This is a genomic window from Pseudomonas sp. LBUM1662 (assembly GCF_059695915.1).
Window position 1 is genome coordinate 6,729,522 of record NZ_CP166793.1, and the last position, 19,726, is coordinate 6,749,247.

The 19,726-nt window shown below is 58.3% G+C and carries 19 protein-coding genes; 1 reads left to right on the forward strand and 18 read right to left on the reverse strand.

The window, feature by feature from the left end:
* Nucleotides 1-1,131 carry a glycosyltransferase family 4 protein gene (locus tag ACA049_RS30680; protein WP_497332123.1) on the forward strand — a complete coding sequence of 377 codons (1,131 nt, stop codon included), beginning with the start codon at nucleotides 1-3 and terminating at the stop codon, nucleotides 1,129-1,131.
* A gap of 123 nt (nucleotides 1,132-1,254) precedes the next feature.
* On the opposite strand, the gene ACA049_RS30685 is transcribed toward ACA049_RS30680, so the two are convergent.
* The 18 genes from ACA049_RS30685 to ACA049_RS30770 all read right to left on the reverse strand — a co-directional run bounded on the left by ACA049_RS30685 (nucleotide 1,255) and on the right by ACA049_RS30770 (nucleotide 19,715).
* The gene (locus tag ACA049_RS30685) at nucleotides 1,255-3,285 is read right to left on the reverse strand and encodes a pyridoxamine 5'-phosphate oxidase family protein (RefSeq protein WP_497332125.1); all 2,031 of its coding nucleotides are present in this window, start codon (nucleotides 3,283-3,285) and stop codon (nucleotides 1,255-1,257) included.
* 63 nt (nucleotides 3,286-3,348) lie between these two features.
* Nucleotides 3,349-3,975 carry a glutathione S-transferase family protein gene (locus ACA049_RS30690; RefSeq protein WP_497332127.1) on the reverse strand — a complete coding sequence of 209 codons (627 nt, stop codon included), beginning with the start codon at nucleotides 3,973-3,975 and terminating at the stop codon, nucleotides 3,349-3,351.
* A 131-nt stretch (nucleotides 3,976-4,106) separates the two neighbouring features.
* A complete protein-coding gene (locus ACA049_RS30695) occupies nucleotides 4,107-5,009 on the reverse strand; it encodes a LysR family transcriptional regulator (protein WP_497332129.1) in 903 nt (300 codons plus the stop codon).
* Between the two features lie 10 nt (nucleotides 5,010-5,019).
* Complete coding sequence (locus tag ACA049_RS30700) at nucleotides 5,020-6,219, reverse strand: Fic family protein (protein WP_497332131.1); 1,200 nt, start codon at nucleotides 6,217-6,219, stop codon at nucleotides 5,020-5,022.
* Nucleotides 6,220-6,430: 211 nt separating this feature from the next.
* Nucleotides 6,431-8,263 carry a glutamine--fructose-6-phosphate transaminase (isomerizing) gene (glmS, locus tag ACA049_RS30705; RefSeq protein ID WP_497332133.1) on the reverse strand — a complete coding sequence of 611 codons (1,833 nt, stop codon included), beginning with the start codon at nucleotides 8,261-8,263 and terminating at the stop codon, nucleotides 6,431-6,433.
* Nucleotide 8,264: 1 nt separating this feature from the next.
* Nucleotides 8,265-9,041 carry a DeoR/GlpR family DNA-binding transcription regulator gene (locus ACA049_RS30710; RefSeq protein ID WP_497332135.1) on the reverse strand — a complete coding sequence of 259 codons (777 nt, stop codon included), beginning with the start codon at nucleotides 9,039-9,041 and terminating at the stop codon, nucleotides 8,265-8,267.
* Between the two features lie 246 nt (nucleotides 9,042-9,287).
* Entirely contained in the window at nucleotides 9,288-10,655 is a 1,368-nt protein-coding gene (glmU, locus tag ACA049_RS30715) for a bifunctional UDP-N-acetylglucosamine diphosphorylase/glucosamine-1-phosphate N-acetyltransferase GlmU (RefSeq protein ID WP_497332137.1), read from the reverse strand.
* Between the two features lie 116 nt (nucleotides 10,656-10,771).
* A complete protein-coding gene (locus ACA049_RS30720; protein WP_007969909.1) occupies nucleotides 10,772-11,197 on the reverse strand; it encodes a F0F1 ATP synthase subunit epsilon in 426 nt (141 codons plus the stop codon).
* Between the two features lie 45 nt (nucleotides 11,198-11,242).
* The gene (atpD, locus tag ACA049_RS30725; RefSeq protein ID WP_008155715.1) at nucleotides 11,243-12,622 is read right to left on the reverse strand and encodes a F0F1 ATP synthase subunit beta; all 1,380 of its coding nucleotides are present in this window, start codon (nucleotides 12,620-12,622) and stop codon (nucleotides 11,243-11,245) included.
* Between the two features lie 27 nt (nucleotides 12,623-12,649).
* On the reverse strand, nucleotides 12,650-13,510 hold the full coding sequence (atpG, locus tag ACA049_RS30730) for a F0F1 ATP synthase subunit gamma (protein ID WP_109626974.1): 861 nt from the start codon (nucleotides 13,508-13,510) through the stop codon (nucleotides 12,650-12,652).
* A 50-nt stretch (nucleotides 13,511-13,560) separates the two neighbouring features.
* Entirely contained in the window at nucleotides 13,561-15,105 is a 1,545-nt protein-coding gene (gene atpA / locus ACA049_RS30735; RefSeq protein ID WP_008007884.1) for a F0F1 ATP synthase subunit alpha, read from the reverse strand.
* A gap of 21 nt (nucleotides 15,106-15,126) precedes the next feature.
* Nucleotides 15,127-15,663: a F0F1 ATP synthase subunit delta gene (locus ACA049_RS30740; protein ID WP_109626976.1), complete on the reverse strand. Its 537-nt coding sequence runs from the start codon at nucleotides 15,661-15,663 to the stop codon at nucleotides 15,127-15,129.
* Nucleotides 15,664-15,675: 12 nt separating this feature from the next.
* Nucleotides 15,676-16,146 carry a F0F1 ATP synthase subunit B gene (locus ACA049_RS30745; RefSeq protein WP_007948090.1) on the reverse strand — a complete coding sequence of 157 codons (471 nt, stop codon included), beginning with the start codon at nucleotides 16,144-16,146 and terminating at the stop codon, nucleotides 15,676-15,678.
* Between the two features lie 56 nt (nucleotides 16,147-16,202).
* Entirely contained in the window at nucleotides 16,203-16,460 is a 258-nt protein-coding gene (gene atpE, locus ACA049_RS30750) for a F0F1 ATP synthase subunit C (protein ID WP_002555987.1), read from the reverse strand.
* 133 nt (nucleotides 16,461-16,593) lie between these two features.
* Complete coding sequence (gene atpB / locus ACA049_RS30755) at nucleotides 16,594-17,463, reverse strand: F0F1 ATP synthase subunit A (RefSeq protein WP_010465471.1); 870 nt, start codon at nucleotides 17,461-17,463, stop codon at nucleotides 16,594-16,596.
* A gap of 16 nt (nucleotides 17,464-17,479) precedes the next feature.
* Nucleotides 17,480-17,887 (reverse strand): F0F1 ATP synthase subunit I, encoded by a 408-nt coding sequence (locus ACA049_RS30760; RefSeq protein ID WP_010465473.1) that lies wholly within the window; start codon nucleotides 17,885-17,887, stop codon nucleotides 17,480-17,482.
* 148 nt (nucleotides 17,888-18,035) lie between these two features.
* Nucleotides 18,036-18,908, reverse strand: a complete 873-nt coding sequence (locus tag ACA049_RS30765; RefSeq protein WP_008027541.1) for a ParB/RepB/Spo0J family partition protein — start codon at nucleotides 18,906-18,908, stop codon at nucleotides 18,036-18,038.
* A gap of 9 nt (nucleotides 18,909-18,917) precedes the next feature.
* Nucleotides 18,918-19,715 (reverse strand): ParA family protein, encoded by a 798-nt coding sequence (locus ACA049_RS30770; protein WP_090177596.1) that lies wholly within the window; start codon nucleotides 19,713-19,715, stop codon nucleotides 18,918-18,920.
* Between the last annotated feature and the right edge of the window lie 11 nt (nucleotides 19,716-19,726).

Below are 19,726 nucleotides of genomic sequence, written 5' to 3' on the forward strand. Positions count from 1 at the left end.
ATGCGCGTACTGCACTTTTATAAGACTTACCTGCCGGACTCGATGGGTGGCATCGAACAGGTCATTTTTCAGCTGTGCGAGAGCGGTGCGCGGCACTCGGTCGACAGCACGGTACTGACGTTGAGCAACAATCCGGCGCCTGGTGCGATACAGATCCGTCAGCATCAGGTTCATCAGGCCAGGATGGATTTTCAGATGGCCTCCACGGGTTTTTCCTACAGCGTCTTCAAGCAGTTTCGTGAGCTGGCGGCTGAGGCCGACGTGGTCAATTACCACTTCCCCTGGCCCTTCATGGACCTGGTGCATTTTCTCAGCGCCACTAAAAAACCCTGCGTGGTGAGCTACCACTCGGACATCATTCGCCAGCGCCATTTGCTCAAGCTCTACCGTCCATTGATGCGCCGTTTCCTCGACAGCGCCGACCGAATCGTCGCGGCCTCCCCCAACTACCTTCATACCAGTGATGTGCTTCAGGAGTACCGCGAGAAAACCCGCGTCATCACCTACGGGCTGGACAAGTCAGGTTATCCACAGCCCGACGCGGAACGCACCGAACGCTGGCGCAAACAGTTGGGTGACCGGTTCTTTCTGTTCGTCGGCGTCATGCGCTACTACAAGGGGCTGCATATTCTGCTGGACGCGATGCAAGGGCTGAATTATCCGGTAGTCATCGTCGGGGCCGGACCACTGGAAGCTGAACTGCATGCTCAGGCCAAGGCCTTGGGCCTGCAGAATCTGCACTTCCTGGGACGTCTGGGTGACGAGGACAAAGTGGCGTTGCTGGAGTTGAGTTACGCGGTGGTGTTTCCGTCGCACCTGCGCTCCGAAGCGTTCGGCATCTCGCTGCTCGAAGGCGCGATGTACGGCAAGCCGATGATCTCCAGCGAAATCGGCACCGGCACCAGCTACATCAACATCCACAACGAAACCGGGCTGGTGGTGCCGCCGAGTAATCCACAGGCATTCCGCGAAGCGATGCGCACGCTGTGGGAAAACCCGACGCGTGCAGCGGAAATGGGCGTGAAGGCTGAAGCGCGGTATCGGCAGTTATTCACAGCCGATGAAATGGGCCGCAAGTGGACCGCGTTGTACGAAGAGCTGCTCGAAGAAAAATCCCTGTCCTACGCCTGAACCTGTAGGAGCGAGGCTTGCCCGCGAAGGCGGCGTGTCATTCAACATTGATGTCGACCGACATGCCGCCTTCGCGGGCAAGCCTCGCTCCTACAGAGGGATCTCCTGTGCATTCCCGATTGGTTACAGATCCAACACCAACGGTTGCGATCCTTGCGCCGGTACCGCACAACAAATCAGCACCTCTCCCGCATCGGGCACTTCCGCCGGGGGCTGTGGATAATTCACCTCCCCGCTGATCAGGCGGGTCTTGCAGGTCCCGCATGAACCTCCGCGGCAGCTGAATTCCGGGCGCAAGCCACGGCTTTCCGCCAGTTCCAGCAAACTGCCGCCCTCCGGCTGCCAGCGCGCCTCTTTGGCCGAACGCTGGAACACGACGGGCACCGAAACCGTGGCGGCCGGTGGTTGCTCGATGACCACGGCGTCCGGGTCCGGCGTGCGATGCAACGTCGAAGGCCCAAAGGTTTCGGCATGAATCCTCGAGTCGCGAATGTCCATGTCCCGCAGGGTGTCGTACAGCCCTTGGGTAAAACTGCCCGGGCCGCAGAGGACAAAATCCACTTGGTCGTAGTCTTCCACCTCAAGCATCGTCTTGAGCAGGTCACCGTCAATCCGCCCGGTCAGGTCGAAATCCTCGCCTTCGAGGGCCTCCGGCTCCGGTTGGCTGAGCAACCGCAGCACGCGCACCGCATCACCGAGGCCATCAAACAAACGGTCCAACTCAGGACGAAACGGTTGATCGGCCAAGGTTCGCGAACTCTGGAAAAACCAGGTCGGGCGGATGCCCCGCGTGCGCAGCCCTTGGTAAACCACCTCACGCACCATCGACAGCAGCGGCGTGATGCCGACGCCAGCGGCTAACAGCACCAGCGGCCGACGTTCATTGGCTGCCACGGTGAAATGCCCCTGAGGTGCGCGAGCTTCCAGCAGATCGCCGACGCGAATGTGTTCGTGCAGGTGCGAAGACACCAACCCGTCACGCTTCACACTAATGCGAAAAAAGTCATCGGACGGCGCGCTCGACAGGCTGTACGTGCGGATATGCACATCGCCGGCAATGTTGAATCGCAGCGGCAAATGCTGCCCGGCCTGAAACACCGGCAACCCGGCGTCATCGGCAGGCTCCAGATAGATCGAACGGATGGTGTGGCTCTCCTGTTCGATGCGCGCCACCCGCAGCGGCCGCCAGTGATCGCCCAAAGCCTTGGCTTGCAGGCGTGCGTTCGCCTGCGCCCAGGTGCCGGTCAGCAAACTGGTGGGCGACACGCCGTCAAAGCGCCAGCGCAAGGCCAGCGCCGCAGGCCGACGCACCACGCGCTCCACGTCGAAGGTCCACAGCCGCTCGGCCCCTTGGAAGGCTTCGACCTGCGGGCCTTCGAGGATGACGTGCGCGCGACCGCTGAGGTGCAGCAGTTCGCCCGTATTGAAATCGATGAACAGCAAACCGGCCCGAGGGTTGATCAGCAGGTTGCCCAAGGTGTTGAAGAACAGGTTGCCGGCGAAGTCCGGAATGGTCAGGCGATTGCCTTCCACCTGTACGAAACCGGCCTGGCCACCCCGATGAGAAACGTCCACCGAGCGTTGGCCTTCAACGTCCACATAACTGGCGACAAAGAAAGTATCGGCGCCGGCGATCATGGCCTGGGCCGCGTCGTCCAGCCCATTGAGGTGCTGCGCGACACGGGTGGCCGGATCCGCCAAGGGCACCGAGCGAAACTGGCGCAGTTGAATGTATTGCGGGCAATTGCCGAATGATTGCTCCACCGTCACCCCGAAGCCGTGCGCGGTGACAGCGCCGACTCGGCCATTCATGCGGTTGCGGCGCCGGGTGTGCAGCTCGATGCCGAGCAGACCGATCGCCGCGCCTTCTTGCAACTGCGCAGGGTCGTCGTTGCCGGGCAGGCTGGCGAACTGTAACAACGCAGGCTCTGGGGAATGAGCAAAACCCGGCGGCCCTTCAAGAATGCTGGCCCACGGGTTGCCGTCAGCATCCACCGCGCCGTACAGCATAAACGGCAGTTGCTGATAGAACGTGCGGTGCTGATCCGGCATCTCGCCGCGAATCACCCTACGACCCAATGTGTCCATTCGCTCGGCCACACCCACGTGAGCCTGCAACTGTTTTTCGCCAGCGTGCCAAGGTGAACGGTCCATAACGGCTTCTCCCCTGCGCTTATCGCGCAACAAGAACGGCCCGATCGAGTCGGGCCGTAAACATCAGGCAGTTTTTTGCAAACCGGCGACGGTGCGCGGCATGCCGACAAACCCTGGCAAGGCTTCGATGCGTGCCAGCCAGGCGCGGATGTTGGCGTAGTCATCCAGCGACACATTGCCTTCCGGAGCATGGGCGATGTAGCTGTAGGCCGAGACATCGGCGATGGTCGGCTCGTTGCCGACAAGGTATTGGGTGGAGGCCAGTTCCTGATCGATCACTTTGAGCCAGGTGTGGGAGTAAGCGATCACTTCTTCGGCGTTGTAAGACGCGCCAAACACTGTGATCAACCTGGCTCTTGCAGGGCCAAAGGCAATCGGCCCGGCGGCGACCGACAACCAACGCTGAACCCTGGCCGCACCGACGGGGTCGGCTGGCAACCAGCGACCGTTGCCGTATTTCTGCGCGAGGTAAACCAGGATCGCGTTGGAATCGGCCAGCACTACGCCTTGATCATCAATCGCCGGCACCTGACCAAACGGATTGAGTGCCAGGTAATCCGGCTGCTTGTGCGCGCCTTTGGCCAGATCGACAAAGATCACCTCGGTCGGAAGTTGCAGCAGGGACAGCATCAGCTCTACACGGTGAGCATGGCCAGAGCGTGGGAAGTTGTAGAATTTGATGGCTTGCATGGTCGACTCCGCTGGGTGGTGGCGCCATTCAGGGAAGATCAGCGCCGATGGGGAGCTATCTTCCCCTCTCATCCAAAACAACAGAATAACCAGCAAACGCAATCCATTATTTCAGCCAGTGCAATAACCCGTCAGCCGTGCAAGGCCGGGTGCTCTCGCAGCTCCTTCACGGCGAAGTCCACAAAACTACGGACCCGCACCGGCGCCTTGCGCCCACCCTGGTAGACCACATGAATGGGCAATGGCGGCAGCTCGAAGTCAGCCAGCACGATTTCCAGCTCACCAGCGGCAACCTTGCTCGCCACTTGATACGACAGGACTCGGGTCAGGCCCAGCCCCAGGCTCGCGGCGGTAATGGCTGCCTGATTGGCTGTGACCACAAGCCGTGGTTCCGGGCGAACACTCAGCGGCCCCCCCGCCTCAAGAAATGGCCAGGTTCTCAGTTGGCCAATGGACGAGGTGGCAATAATCGGCGCACCGTTTAAATCATTCGGGTGCAGAGGCTTGCCGCGTTTCGCCAGAAACGCCGGAGAGGCGCAAATCACCCGCCGCACCTCGCCCACACGAATCGCATGCTGGTTGCTGTCAGGCAACTCACCGATGCGCACCGCCACATCGATGCCCTCCTCGACCATGCTCACCACCCGGTCGACAAGCAACGCGTTGATGGTGACTTCAGGAAACTGATTGAGGTAACCGACCGTGAGCGGCGTGACGAACAACTCACCGAACAATACCGGTGCTGTAATCGTCAGTTGCCCACGAGGTTGCGCATGACTGCCGGCCGCCGAATCCTCGGCTTCCTGCACCTCGGCGAGAATCCTCCGACAATCTTCCAGAAAACGCTGCCCCGCCTCGCTCAAATGCACGCTGCGGGTGGTCCGCGTCAGCAACTGCGTGCCAATGCGCGTCTCCAGCGCCGCCACCGCCCGGGTGACACTGGCGGCCGACATCCCCAAACGCCTCGCTGCCGCGGAGAAGCCTTGGTCCTGGGCGACGGCGACGAAGACCTGCATTTCCTGGAATCGGTCCATGAGTTAACTCCTAATGGGCGGTGACCATTCGCTGGTGCAAATCTGGGAACAGCAGCTGTGCAAACCAGATTGGCAATCCTGGATACAGGTCACGGGCCTTGGGTGTTGGACTCTCAACCAGTCCAAGTTGAACAAGGCTTCTAAGCTGATCAGTCGCCACTCGATCAGGCAAACCGGTAAAAATCTTGAAATCGGCTCGGCTGACCGTACCTTGCGTCAACAGGATATGCAGTGCTCGTGCAGCCTCTTGTTTCAGGCCGGATCTTTTTATCCGCTCGTCCCAAGCAAATATCGTGTGAAGCCTTTCGCGCATGTTCGAAATATTAAGTGCCTGCTCGGTATAGCTCATTTGATCCAGACAGGTTTCCAGCATAAATCCAACGAACTCGAACAATCCGGCTTGAGTCAGCTGTCCCCGACCATCGAGATCGCCCCGACGAGTTTTATCCGCATTGGCCAGACGGGCGTAATAAAGGTCCTGCTGCCTGGCGAGGCCACGAGACAACGACCAAAGCGGTGAAACAAGGCCTAACTTATGCAACTGCAAGTGAGTAACCAGCCTCACCGTACGACCATTACCGTCTGCGAAAGGGTGCACCCAAGCTAATCGATGGTGATAAGCCATGATTGCAATCAATCGGCTGCGTGCATCGGGCAATCGTCCATATACCTGCTGCATCCGGTCAAGCATCGGCGTGACCGCCTTACAGGAAGGCGCCGCATGATTTCCTACCAAGACGTCTTTACCTGAGACATCGCGTAACTGACCAGGAATAAACCGGCTGTCATCACTCAAGCGCAGTTGTTCATCCGAGGCGCCATGGAATAGTCGTTTATGGACACGAGAAACAAATGTCGAGCTGAATAGCGAATCCCATGGCAGTTGGCTGTGCCATGTCAGCGCTCTCTCGAAAGCGTGCTGGGTCCCGATATGCGTCATCGCAAGCTCATTCAGTTCCTTTCGATTACGCTTGGGAGCGGACGGCGCGAGGGTGACAGGCTCGGTGAACTGGCCTTCGATCAGGTTGCTGTAGAAACTACTGGTCACGCGCAACAAGCCGCCGACTCGCTGGATCATCTGTGGCGCAACCATGGCGCTCAGCTTTCCAGCCTGGAACGGTACTTGTTCTGCCAACTGTAGAATTTCAGCCGGAAACGATGGCATGAGAGGTTCTAGCCAGTTGATTCCCGTGACGAACTCAGCACTCATGAGGCCTCCGAAATTCGCGGATTTTTTCGCGGATTCCAGACTACCTTTAAAGCCTTTATTTACCTATCTTACAGTGTGTTTGATTTTGTTGGATTGACGGTTTTTCGCGGATTTTTTCAGGGATTTTTCTTACAACATTTCGAGCATTGTCTGGCGTTTCATGGGGAAACAAAGACGCAGGAGCACTCATCATGCTCCCGCGTCCTTCGATTTACTCCACCGTCACCGACTTCGCCAGGTTCCGCGGCTGGTCAACGTCCGTGCCTTTCAACACCGCCACGTAGTACGAGAGCAACTGCAGCGGGATGGTGTAGAGGATTGGCGACAGGATGTCGTGGATGTGCGGCATGTGGACAACGTGGGTGCCTTCGCCATTGGTCATGCCAGCCTTTTCGTCTGCGAAGACGATCAGTTGGCCGCCACGGGCGCGGACTTCCTGGAGGTTGGACTTCAGCTTCTCCAGCAGTTCGTTGTTCGGCGCCACGGTGACCACGGGCATGTCGTTATCCACAAGCGCCAACGGGCCGTGCTTCAGTTCGCCCGCCGGGTAGGCTTCAGCGTGAATGTAGGAGATTTCCTTAAGTTTCAGGGCCCCTTCCATCGCTACCGGGAATTGCGCGCCACGACCGAGGAACAGGGTGTGGTTCTTCTCGGCGAACAGCTCGGCGATTTTCTCCACGGTGCTGTCCATGGCCAGGGCCTCGCCCAGACGGGTTGGCAGGCGACGCAGCTCTTCGACCAGCGTGGCTTCGACGCCTTTGGCCAAGGTGCCGCGAACCTGACCCAGGGACAGAGTCAGCAACAGCAGGCCGACCAATTGGGTGGTGAAGGCTTTGGTCGAGGCCACGCCGATTTCGCGACCGGCCTGGGTCAGCAGGGTCAGGTCGGATTCACGCACCAGCGAGCTGATGCCGACGTTGCAGATTGCCAGGCTGGCGAGGAAACCCAGTTCCTTGGCGTTGCGCAGGGCGGCCAGGGTGTCGGCGGTTTCGCCGGACTGGGAGATGGTGACGAACAGGGTGTCTGGCTGCACCACGACTTTGCGGTAGCGGAATTCGCTGGCGACTTCGACCTGGCACGGGATACCGGCCAGTTCTTCGAGCCAGTAACGGGCAACCATACCGGCGTGGTAGCTGGTGCCGCAGGCGACGATCTGCACGTTACGTACTTTGGCGAACAGCTCGGCGGCCTGTGGACCGAATGCTTGTACCAGCACACCGTTCGGGCTCAAGCGACCTTCGAGGGTGCGTTGAACCACGGCCGGTTGCTCGTGGATTTCCTTGAGCATGAAGTGGCGGAACTCGCCCTTGTCGGCCGCTTCGGCGCCGTCGCGATACTGCACGGTTTCACGCTCGACGGCTTGGCCGTTGACGTCCCAGATGTGCACGCTGTCGCGGCGGATTTCGGCGATATCGCCTTCTTCCAGGTACATGAAACGGTCGGTAACCTGACGCAGGGCCAACTGATCGGACGCGAGGAAGTTTTCACCCAGGCCCAAACCGATCACCAACGGACTGCCACTGCGCGCTGCAACCAGGCGATCCGGTTGATCGGCGCTGATAACAGCCAGGCCGTAAGCACCGTGCAGCTCTTTAACAGTAGCTTTGAGGGCCACGGTCAGATCGCGCAGGTCCTTGAGTTTGTGGTTCAACAGGTGAGCGATGACTTCGGTGTCGGTGTCCGAGGTGAACACGTAACCCAGTGCTTTCAGCTGTTCGCGCAGGGCTTCGTGGTTCTCGATGATGCCGTTGTGCACCACGGCCAGGTCGCCGGAGAAATGCGGGTGCGCGTTGCGCTCGCACGGTGCGCCGTGTGTAGCCCAGCGAGTGTGGGCGATGCCAAGGCGACCGATCAGCGGTTCGGCTTCAAGGGCCAGTTCCAGTTCGCTGACCTTGCCTGGGCGACGCATGCGCTCAAGCTTCTCGTCGTTGGTGAAGACCGCCACACCGGCGCTGTCATAGCCACGGTATTCCAGGCGCTTGAGGCCTTCGAGCAGGATGGCGGTGATGTTACGTTCTGCGACTGCGCCGACAATTCCACACATGCTATTTCTCCTGACTGACAGCCGCGCAAATCAAATTGATGCCGCGGGCCTGAATCTGATCGCGTGCCGCAACGGGTAGGCGATCATCGGTAATAAGGGTATGGACGCTGCTCCAGGGCAGTTCCAGGTTGGGGATCTTGCGGCCGATCTTGTCGGCCTCCACCATCACGATCACTTCGCGGGCGACGTCAGCCATGACTCGGCTCAAACCCAGCAGTTCGTTGAAGGTGGTGGTACCGCGAACCAGATCGATGCCATCGGCACCGATGAACAACTGATCGAAGTCGTAAGAGCGTAGTACTTGCTCGGCGACCTGCCCCTGAAAGGACTCGGAATGCGGGTCCCAGGTGCCGCCGGTCATTAACAGCACCGGCTCGTGTTCGAGTTCGCTCAACGCATTGGCCACATGCAGGGAATTGGTCATCACCACCAGCCCCGGTTGTTGACCGAGTTCCGGGATCATGGCGGCGGTGGTGCTGCCGCTGTCGATGATGATCCGCGCATGCTCGCGAATCCGCGTGACGGCGGCGCGGGCGATGGCCTGCTTGTATTTGGAGACGGGTTGGCCGATGTCGGCGACCAGCTCCTGAGGCATCGTGATCGCTCCGCCATAACGGCGCAGCAACAGGCCATTACTTTCAAGCGCGGCCAAATCCTTGCGAACCGTAACTTCCGAAGTTTCGAAGCGCTTGGCCAGTTCATCCACACTGACTTCGCCCTGCTCATTGAGCAAGGCGAGGATGTTGTGGCGGCGCTGGGGAGTATTGCGTTTCGACATGAGCTGATAAGTTTCGATTCGAAAGATAACGGAAGCAATCAAAACCTATCGGCGAAACTTCGTCAAGCTGTGCAAGAAAAAATATGTGTGGATAACCCATTCGCGAGCAAGCCCGCTCCCACATTGGATCTGTGTCGAACACGAAGGCAGTGTGCGCTGACGATCTCATGTGGGAGCGGGCTTGCTCGCGAATACGATAGATCAGGCTGTGAATATCTCAAACCTGATCAAATCGTTGTGGATAACTCAGCTCTTCTTGATCTTCACCGGCCGTTTCCAGCCATCGATGTTCTTCTGACGTGCCCGAGCCACCGCCAACTGTGCGTTATCCACATTCTGGGTAATGGTCGAACCGGCCGCCGTCGTCGCACCGGAAGAGATATCCACAGGCGCCACCAACGAGTTGTTGGAGCCGATGAACACATCCTCACCCAACACGGTTTTCCACTTGTTGGCGCCGTCGTAATTGCAGGTGATGGTGCCCGCGCCAATGTTGGTGCGCGCACCGATTTCGGCGTCGCCCAGGTAGGTCAGGTGACCGGCCTTGGCGCCTTCACCCAGATGAGCATTCTTCAGCTCGACAAAGTTACCCACATGCGCGCGAGCCTCAAGCACCGTGCCTGGACGCAGGCGAGCGAATGGACCGGCATCGCTGCCTTCGCCCAGGATCGCGCCATCGAGATGGCTGTTAGCCTTGATCACCACGCCTTTGCGCAGGGTGCTGTCCTTGATCACGCAGTTCGGACCGATCACCACGTCATCTTCAATGACGACCTTGCCTTCGAGGATCACGTTGATATCGATCAGCACGTCGCGGCCGACGGTGACTTCACCGCGGACATCGAAACGCGCCGGGTCGCGCAGGGTCACGCCTTGAGCCATCAAACGGCGACCGGCACGCAACTGATAGTGACGCTCGAGTTCAGCGAGCTGCTTGCGATCATTGGCGCCCTGCACTTCCATGGCGTCATGGGGTTGCTCGGTGGCCACCACCAGACCATCGCTGACCGCCATCGCAATCACGTCAGTCAAGTAGTACTCGCCTTGAGCATTGTTGTTCGAGAGACGGCTCATCCAACCACCCAGCTGTGCGAAAGGCAGCGCCAGAATGCCGGTGTTGCCTTCGGTGATCGCGCGCTCGGACTCGTTGGCGTCTTTCTGCTCGACAATGGCCGTGACCTTGCCGGCGGCATCGCGGACGATGCGGCCGTAACCGGTCGGGTCATCCAGCTCGACGGTGAGCAGGCCCAGTTGCTGCGGCGCGACTTTCTTGAGCAGGCGTTGCAGGGTTTCGACTTCAATCAACGGTACGTCGCCGTACAGGATCAGAACGGTGTCGGACTCGATGAACGGCACGGCCTGAGCCACTGCGTGACCGGTCCCCAGCTGCTTGTCCTGCAGGACGAAATTCAGATCGTCCGCGGCCAGACGCTCGCGCACCGCTTCGGCACCATGGCCGATCACCACGTGGATGCGCTGTGGATCAAGTTGACGGGCGCTGTGGATAACATGGCCCAGCATCGAGTTGCCGGCGATCGGATGCAGCACTTTCGGCAACGCCGAACGCATGCGAGTGCCTTGGCCGGCAGCGAGGATAACGATTTCAAGAGACATGACTGGCTACCAATCCTGGGTGGTCAGCGGCTGCGACCAGGTTATGAAAATCGGAAAAGAAAAAAGGGTAGCCGAGGCTACCCTTTTTAATCAATCGCGCAACAAGCAATGGCCTATTAGTGGCCAAACTTCTTGCGGATCTGCTGGACGGTGCGCAGCTGAGCTGCAGCCTCGGCCAGACGTGCGGCAGCAGAACCGTAATCGAATTCTGCACCACGTTCATGCAAGGCCTTCTCGGCAGCCTTAACGGCTTCCTGAGCGGAGGCTTCATCCAGGTCGGCTGCACGTTGCACGGTGTCGGCAAGAACCTTGACCATGTTCGGCTGAACCTCGAGGAAACCGCCAGAGATGTAATACACCTCCTCTTCCCCGCCCTGCTTGACCAGGCGGATCGGGCCCGGCTTGAGATTAGTGATCAACGGCGCGTGACCCAGGGCGATACCAAGATCACCCAGTGCACCGTGCGCAATCACCATCTCGACCAGACCGGAAAAGATTTCCCCTTCCGCGCTGACGATATCGCAATGGACTGTCATAGCCATCTGATTGCCTCAACCTAAATTAGCGCCCGTTGCCGGGCGCCGGGATTACAGTTTCTTGGCTTTCTCGATCGCTTCTTCGATGCCGCCGACCATGTAGAACGCTTGTTCTGGCAGGTGGTCGTAGTCACCGTTGAGGATGCCTTTGAAGCCAGCAATGGTGTCTTTCAGGGAAACGTATTTACCCGATGCACCGGTGAAGACTTCAGCCACGAAGAACGGCTGCGACAAGAAACGCTGGATCTTACGAGCACGGTTTACCAACTGCTTGTCGGCTTCCGACAGCTCGTCCATACCCAGGATCGCAATGATGTCCTTCAGTTCTTTGTAACGTTGCAGAACATACTGTACGCCGCGAGCGGTGTCGTAGTGGTCCTGGCCGATTACGTTCGGGTCCAGCTGGCGCGAAGTCGAGTCGAGTGGATCGACCGCCGGGTAGATACCCAGGGAAGCGATGTCACGGGACAGAACGACGGTGGCGTCCAAGTGGGCGAAGGTGGTCGCTGGCGACGGGTCAGTCAAGTCATCCGCAGGTACGTATACCGCTTGGATCGAGGTGATCGAACCGTTCTTGGTCGAAGTGATACGCTCTTGCAGAGTACCCATCTCTTCGGCCAGGGTCGGCTGGTAACCTACTGCGGAAGGCATACGGCCCAGCAGTGCGGATACTTCAGTACCGGCCAGGGTGTAACGATAGATGTTGTCGACGAACAGCAGAACGTCGTTACCTTCGTCACGGAACTTCTCGGCCATGGTCAGGCCGGTCAGTGCTACGCGCAGACGGTTACCCGGCGGCTCGTTCATCTGACCGTAAACCAGTGCCACTTTGTCCAGAACGTTGGAATCCTTCATCTCGTGGTAGAAGTCGTTACCCTCACGAGTACGCTCACCCACACCGGCGAACACGGAATAACCGCTGTGCTCGATGGCGATGTTACGGATCAGTTCCATCATGTTTACGGTTTTGCCTACACCGGCACCACCGAACAGACCGACTTTACCACCCTTGGCGAACGGGCAAACCAGGTCGATAACCTTGATGCCGGTTTCCAGCAGGTCGTTGCCGCCCGCTTGTTCAGCGAAGGTTGGCGCAGGACGGTGAATGCCCCAGCGCTCTTCGGTGTCGATCGGGCCAGCTTCGTCGATCGGGTTGCCCAGAACGTCCATGATCCGGCCCAGAGTCGCTTTACCGACCGGTACGGAGATGGCAGCGCCAGAGTCGGTGACTTCCAGACCGCGCTTCAAGCCTTCGGTGGAACCCATCGCAATGGTACGAACCACGCCGTCGCCCAGCTGTTGCTGAACTTCGAGGGTGGTTTCAGCCGCGCTCACTACTTTCAGCGCGTTGTAGATGCTCGGTACGCTGTCGCGTGGAAATTCCACGTCGATAACGGCGCCGATGATTTGAACGATACGTCCGCTACTCATAGCTGGATCCTCTGAATATTTGAACCGTTAAACCGCGGCAGCGCCGCCGACGATTTCCGAGATCTCTTGGGTGATCGCAGCCTGACGCGCCTTGTTGTAGACCAGCTGCAAATCGCTGATCAAATCACCGGCGTTGTCGGTAGCGTTCTTCATCGCGATCATCCGCGCAGCTTGTTCAGCCGCGTTGTTCTCGACCACCGCCTGGTAGACCTGCGACTCCACGTAACGGACCATCAAGCCGTCAAGCAGCTCTTTGGCGTCCGGTTCGTACAGATAATCCCAGTGGTGCTTGAGTTCCTGATCCGGGGTTGCCACCAGCGGAATCAACTGCTCCACGGTAGGCGTTTGCGTCATGGTGTTGACGAACTTGTTGGACACCACGGACAGGCGGTCAATACGGCCGTCCAGGTAGGCATCCAGCATCACCTTGACGCTGCCGATCAGGTCATTGATCGACGGCTCTTCACCCAGGTGGCTGATAGCTGCTACGACGTTACCGCCGAAGTTGCGGAAGAAAGCCGCACCCTTGCTACCAACAACACACAGATCGATCTCGACGCCGTTTTCGCGGTTTACCGCCATGTCCTTGACCAAAGCCTTGAACAGGTTGGTGTTCAAGCCACCACACAGACCACGGTCACTGCTCACCACGACATAACCGACGCGCTTTACTTCACGGTCGAGCATGAACGGGTGGCGATATTCCGGGTTGGCGTTGGCCAGATGGCCAATAACCTGGCGGATGCGCTCCGCATAAGGACGGCTAGCAGCCATGCGCATTTGTGCCTTGCGCATTTTACTGACCGCCACTTTTTCCATGGCGCTGGTAATCTTTTGCGTGCTTTTGATGCTCGCAATCTTACTGCGAATCTCTTTTGCGCCTGCCATGTAACACCTATCAGGTTAGCAAGCGGGAGCCTTGCGGCTCCCGCTGCGGCTTACCAGGTTTGGGTGGCCTTGAACTTCTCGATACCGGCTTTCATGCCAGCGTCGATTTCGTCATTGAAGTCACCCTTCACGTTGATCTTCGCCATCAAATCGGCGTGATCGCGGTTGAAGAAAGCAATCAGCGCTTGTTCAAAGCTGCCGATCTTGGCGATTTCGACGTCAGTCAGGAACCCACGCTCAGCGGCATACAGCGACAGCGCCATGTCAGCGATCGACATTGGTGCGTATTGCTTCTGCTTCATCAGCTCGGTAACGCGCTGACCATGCTCAAGTTGCTTACGGGTCGCTTCGTCCAGGTCAGAAGCGAACTGGGCGAATGCCGCCAGTTCACGGTACTGAGCCAGAGCGGTACGGATACCACCGGAGAGCTTCTTGATGATCTTGGTCTGAGCGGCACCACCCACACGGGATACCGAAACACCGGCGTTCACAGCAGGACGGATCCCGGAGTTGAACATGGCCGATTCCAGGAAGATCTGACCGTCGGTGATGGAAATCACGTTGGTCGGAACGAACGCGGAAACGTCGCCAGCCTGGGTTTCGATGATCGGCAGTGCGGTCAGGGAACCGGTTTTGCCGGTCACTGCGCCGTTGGTGAACTTCTCTACGTATTCTTCCGAAACGCGGGATGCGCGCTCCAGCAGACGGGAGTGGAGATAGAACACGTCGCCTGGGTAAGCTTCACGGCCCGGTGGACGGCGCAGCAGCAGGGAAATCTGGCGGTAAGCCACTGCTTGCTTGGACAGATCGTCATAAACGATCAGCGCGTCTTCACCGCGGTCGCGGAAGAATTCACCCATGGTGCAACCGGAGTACGGTGCCAGGAATTGCAGTGCTGCAGATTCCGAAGCGCTCGCTGCCACGACGATGGTGTTAGCCAGTGCGCCGTTTTCTTCCAGCTTGCGAACCACGTTGGCGATGGTCGATTGTTTCTGACCGATTGCCACGTAGACGCAGAAAATGCCGCTGTCTTTCTGGTTGATGATCGCGTCGATCGCCAGAGCGGTTTTACCGATCTGACGGTCACCGATGATCAGCTCACGCTGGCCACGGCCGACAGGGATCATGGCATCGACAGCCTTGTAGCCAGTCTGTACAGGCTGGTCTACCGACTTACGCCAGATCACGCCTGGAGCAACTTTCTCGACCGCATCGGTCTCGGTGTTGTTCAGCGGACCTTTGCCGTCAACTGGGTTACCCAGTGCGTCGACTACGCGACCCAGCAGTTCCTTACCAACCGGAACTTCGAGGATGCGGCCGGTGCACTTGGCGCTCATGCCTTCAGCCAGAGACTGGTAGGAGCCCAATACAACGGCACCTACGGAGTCTTGCTCCAGGTTGAGAGCCATACCGAAGACGCCGCCCGGAAACTCGATCATCTCGCCGTACATGACGTCGGCCAGACCGTGAATCCGCACGATACCGTCAGATACGCTGACGACAGTGCCTTCGTTACGGGCTTGGGAGGTCACATCGAGCTTGTCGATGCGGCCCTTGATAATTTCACTTATTTCGGAAGGATTGAGTTGCTGCATTGCTCTGCTGCCCCTTCAAACTCAAGATTTCAATGCTTCGGCAAGGCTCGCGAGTTTGCCGCGAACCGAGCCATCGATAACCAGGTCGCCGGCGCGGATGACAATGCCCCCGATAAGGGATTTGTCTTCCTCGACTTGCAGGCGCACTTCCCGGTTGAGTCGTGCACTGAGAACCTTGGCGAGTTTGTCTTGCTGTTCTTGGTTCAATGCAAAAGCACTGGTCACTTCAACGTCTACCGATTTCTCTTGTTCGGCCTTGTACAGGTCAAACAGAGCGGCGATCTCCGGCAGAAGCGGGAGACGGTCGTTTTCGGCAACGACGTGAATGAAGTTCTGTGCCTTGGCATCAAACTTGTCGCCGCACACGTCAATAAACGTGGCGGCCTTGTCTGCGCTCGTCAGTCGCGGGGCCTTGAGCACGCGCTGCATGGTGTCGTCTTGCGACACTGCTGCAGCCAGGCCGAGCATGGCTGACCAAGAGGCCAGTTGCTGGTGGGCCTGGGCGTGCTCGAAGGCTGCCTTAGCGTAAGGTCGGGCCAACGTGGTCAATTCTGCCATGATCGCCCTCGCTTAAATTTCAGCAGCCAGTTTGTTTACCAGCTCCGCGTGCGCGTTTTGATCGATTGTGGAACCCAGGATCTTCTCGGCGCCAGAGACTGCCAGGCTACCCAGTTGGGCACGCAGCGCGTCTTTGACACTGTTCAGTTCCTGCTCGATCTCGGCCTGAGCCTGAACCTTCACACGGTCAGCGTCGATACGGGCTTTTTCAACAGCCTCTTCAACGATCTGGTTACCGCGTTTCTTGGCTTGCTCAATGATTTCGGCTGCCTGAGCTTTTGCTTCGCGCAGTTGCTGACCCGCTTTATCTTGGGCCAGCTCCAGGTCGCGAGCTGCTCGGGCGGCAGCGTCCAGTCCATCCGCGATCTTCTTCTGACGTTCGTGCAAAGCCGCGATGACCGGAGGCCACACGAACTTCATGCAAAACAGTACAAAAATGAAGAACGCAACGGACTGGCCAATCAGGGTTGCATTAATGTTCACGCCAACACCTCGCTCGTTCGTTGCACATCACACCAATTACTCGAAGGTTCGAGTAATTAGCCAGCGAGTTGACCAACGAATGGGTTCGCGAAAGTGAAGAACAGAGCGATACCAACACCGATCATGGTTACGGCGTCGAGCAGACCGGCAACGATGAACATTTTAACTTGCAGCATTGGAACCATTTCTGGCTGACGCGCTGCGCCTTCCAGGAACTTGCCGCCCAACAGGCCGAAACCAATTGCGGTACCCAGTGCGCCCAGGCCGATCAACAGTGCAACAGCGATAGCGGTTAGACCAACTACAGTTTCCATCTTTCCTCCCGACTTTTACGTCGTATGGTTTAGGTTTTTTAGATTTTAAAGCGGTAAAACAAATCGTTTCATAGCCCTGTTCGGGCACCCACCCGTTTGACCGGGTGGGACATCAGACTAGTCGAGACTGGTCTTAATGGTTCTCTTCGTGCGCCATCGACAGGTAAACGATGGTCAGCATCATGAAGATAAACGCCTGCAGGGTGATGATCAGGATGTGGAACACAGCCCACGCCCACTGCAGAACTACGCCCAGGCCGCTAAGCCAGAGCAGACCGCTGCCGAACATCACAGCAATCAGAATGAAGACCAGTTCGCCGGCGTACATGTTGCCGAACAGACGCAGTGCCAGCGAGATAGGCTTGGCGATCAGTGTCACGAACTCCAGCAGGAAGTTCACCGGAATCAGCAGGGCTTGAACGAAGATGTTCTTGCTGCCGAAAGGGTGCAGGGTCAGTTCGCCGATGAAGCCGCCGATGCCCTTGACCTTGATGCTGTAGAAAATGATCAACGCGAACACCGACAGGGCCATGCCCAGGGTAGCGTTCGGGTCAGTGGTCGATACGGCACGGAATGGAATGTGCGCATCACCAGTGATCAGGATGGCCAGCTGAGGAATCCAGTCGACCGGGATAAGGTCGACGGCGTTCATCAGGAAGACCCAGACGAAGATGGTCAGTGCCAGCGGTGCAATCACCGGGCTACGGCCATGGAAGCTGTCTTTCACGCTGCCATCGACGAATTCGACCAATACTTCAACGAAGTTCTGCAAAGCACCAGGCTGACCGGAAGTCGCCTTCTTTGCCGCCATGCGGAAAAGAAGAACGAAGATCAGACCCAACGCAACCGACCAGCCGAGGGTATCGACGTGGAAAGCCCAGAAGCCCATTTCTTTGGCTTCTGCTGCGGTGTGGGCAAAACCCCACCCGCCAGTTGGGTGCTGACCGAAGGTCAGGTTCTGCAAGTGGTGCTGGATATAGCCCGAAGCGGTTGTCTCTGCCATGGTTGCCTCAAACGCCCTAAGGTCTCGAAAGTCTTGTTCTCATCAGCAGGGGCGCGAACCAGCTGACCAGTTGGGTCAACACGAAGACGCCGAATACAGCTAGCGGCGCCAATGGCTTCACACCTGCGAACGTCAATGCAAAGAGCACTGCCGTCAAAATCAGTTTGCCCGCCTCACCGGCATAAAAAGACCGGACGATGGCTTGGGCTGCTCGGGCGCCGGAAAACCGAAATGCCCTGTGAGCGAAATAAACATTGGGCAGCAAGGCTATCAGGCCTCCGCAGAGTCCTGAGTACCCGGCAACGACTCCGTGCCATTGCCAGAGCGCCAAAGCGGCGATCAGCAAAACGACAAACTGAGCCATTAACACCGGAAAAACTGCCAGGCGATGGAACGGCAAGCGGTTTGGCGTGCGGCTTTCCATCACAATTACTCCCCAATGGTCGGCTGCCAGAATTCAATAACTTGGCATAATTTGTGCCGACAAAATGCGCGCAGAGTATAGGGGCGGTTCAGCCCCTATTCAACTGTCAGGTAGTGATTTCCGACTGCACGCTACATGAGGAAATGTTTCAGCGAATGTGCGCGAGCACACCCTGAAGCTCATCGAGGGAGTTGTAACCAATGACCAACTGCCCTTTCCCCTTCTTTCCGTGGCGGATCTGCACCGCAGAGCCTAGGCGTTCGGCCAGGCGCTGCTCGAGTCGGGCGATATCCGGGTCCGGTTTCACCGGTTCGGCAGGCTCCTGTTTGCCACTCAACCACTGGCGAACCAGTGCCTCAGTTTGGCGCACAGTCAGCCCCCGTGCGACAACATGTCGCGCCCCTTCAACCTGTTGATTCTCCGGCAAACCGAGCAAAGCACGCGCATGACCCATTTCCAGGTCGCCGTGCGACAGCATGGTTTTGATAACTTCCGGCAACGCGATCAAGCGTAGCAGGTTGGCCACGGTCACGCGGGATTTGCCCACAGCTTCGGCCACTTGTTGCTGAGTCAGCTGGAATTCCTGCTGCAAACGCTGCAGGGCCACGGCTTCTTCGATCGGATTGAGGTCTTCACGCTGGATGTTTTCGATCAGCGCCATGGCGATCGCGGTTTCATCCGGCACATCGCGAACCATCGCCGGGATGGTTTCCTGGCCAGCCTGCTGACTGGCGCGCCAGCGGCGTTCACCGGCGATGATTTCGAAGCGACCGCTGCCGATCGGACGAACCACGATCGGTTGCATCACGCCCTGGGCCTTGATCGACTGCGCCAGCTCTTCCAGGGCCTGAGGGTCCATGTCCCGACGCGGCTGGTACTTGCCGCGCTGGATCAGGTCCAGGGGCAGGTGCTGCAGCTCACGCTGATCGGCCTGCACCGCTTGTTCTTCCAGCGAGCTGACAGTCGGACCACTCAGCAGTGCATCCAGTCCACGTCCGAGACCTCGTTTCTTGACGGCCATGGGGATTCCTTAAGTTGCCTGAGCGGCGGCGGTGCGTGAGTTTTTGCGTTGACGACGAACCAGCTCGCCGGCCAAGGCCAGATAGGCGATAGCGCCACGCGATGCTTTGTCGTAAGCCAGTGCCGGCATGCCGTAACTGGGTGCTTCGGCCAGGCGGATGTTGCGCGGGATGACGGTGTCGTACAGCTGCTCGCCGAAGTGTTCCTTGAGCTGCGCCGACACATCGTTCATCAGGCTCAGGCGCGGGTCATACATGGTCCGCAACAGACCTTCGACTTTCAGGTTCGGGTTGAGCAATTCAGCGATGCGCTTGATGTTATCCACAAGGTCGCTCAAGCCTTCTAGCGCAAAGTATTCGCACTGCATGGGGATAATCACCCCGTCAGCCGCGACCAGAGCGTTCAATGTGAGCATCGACAGCGACGGTGGGCAGTCGATCAAAATGTAATCGTAGTTTTCACGGATCGGCGCCAGCGCACTGCGCAGGCGACTTTCCTTCATCTGCATTTCCAGCAAAACCACTTCCGCAGCCGTCAGGTCGCGGTTGGCCGGCAACAGCTGGTAACCGCCGTGCTCGGAGTAGTGCATGGCCTGGGCCAGGTCGCACTCGCCGATCAGCAGGTCGTAGACCGAGTTTTCCAGCCCGTGTTTATCCACACCGCTACCCATGGTGGCGTTGCCCTGTGGATCGAGATCGATCAACAGCACCCGGCGCTTGGTAGCGACCAGGGAAGCTGCGAGGTTGATGCAGGTGGTGGTTTTACCCACACCACCTTTCTGGTTCGCTATCGCGAATACCTTAGCCATTCTTGCTTGTG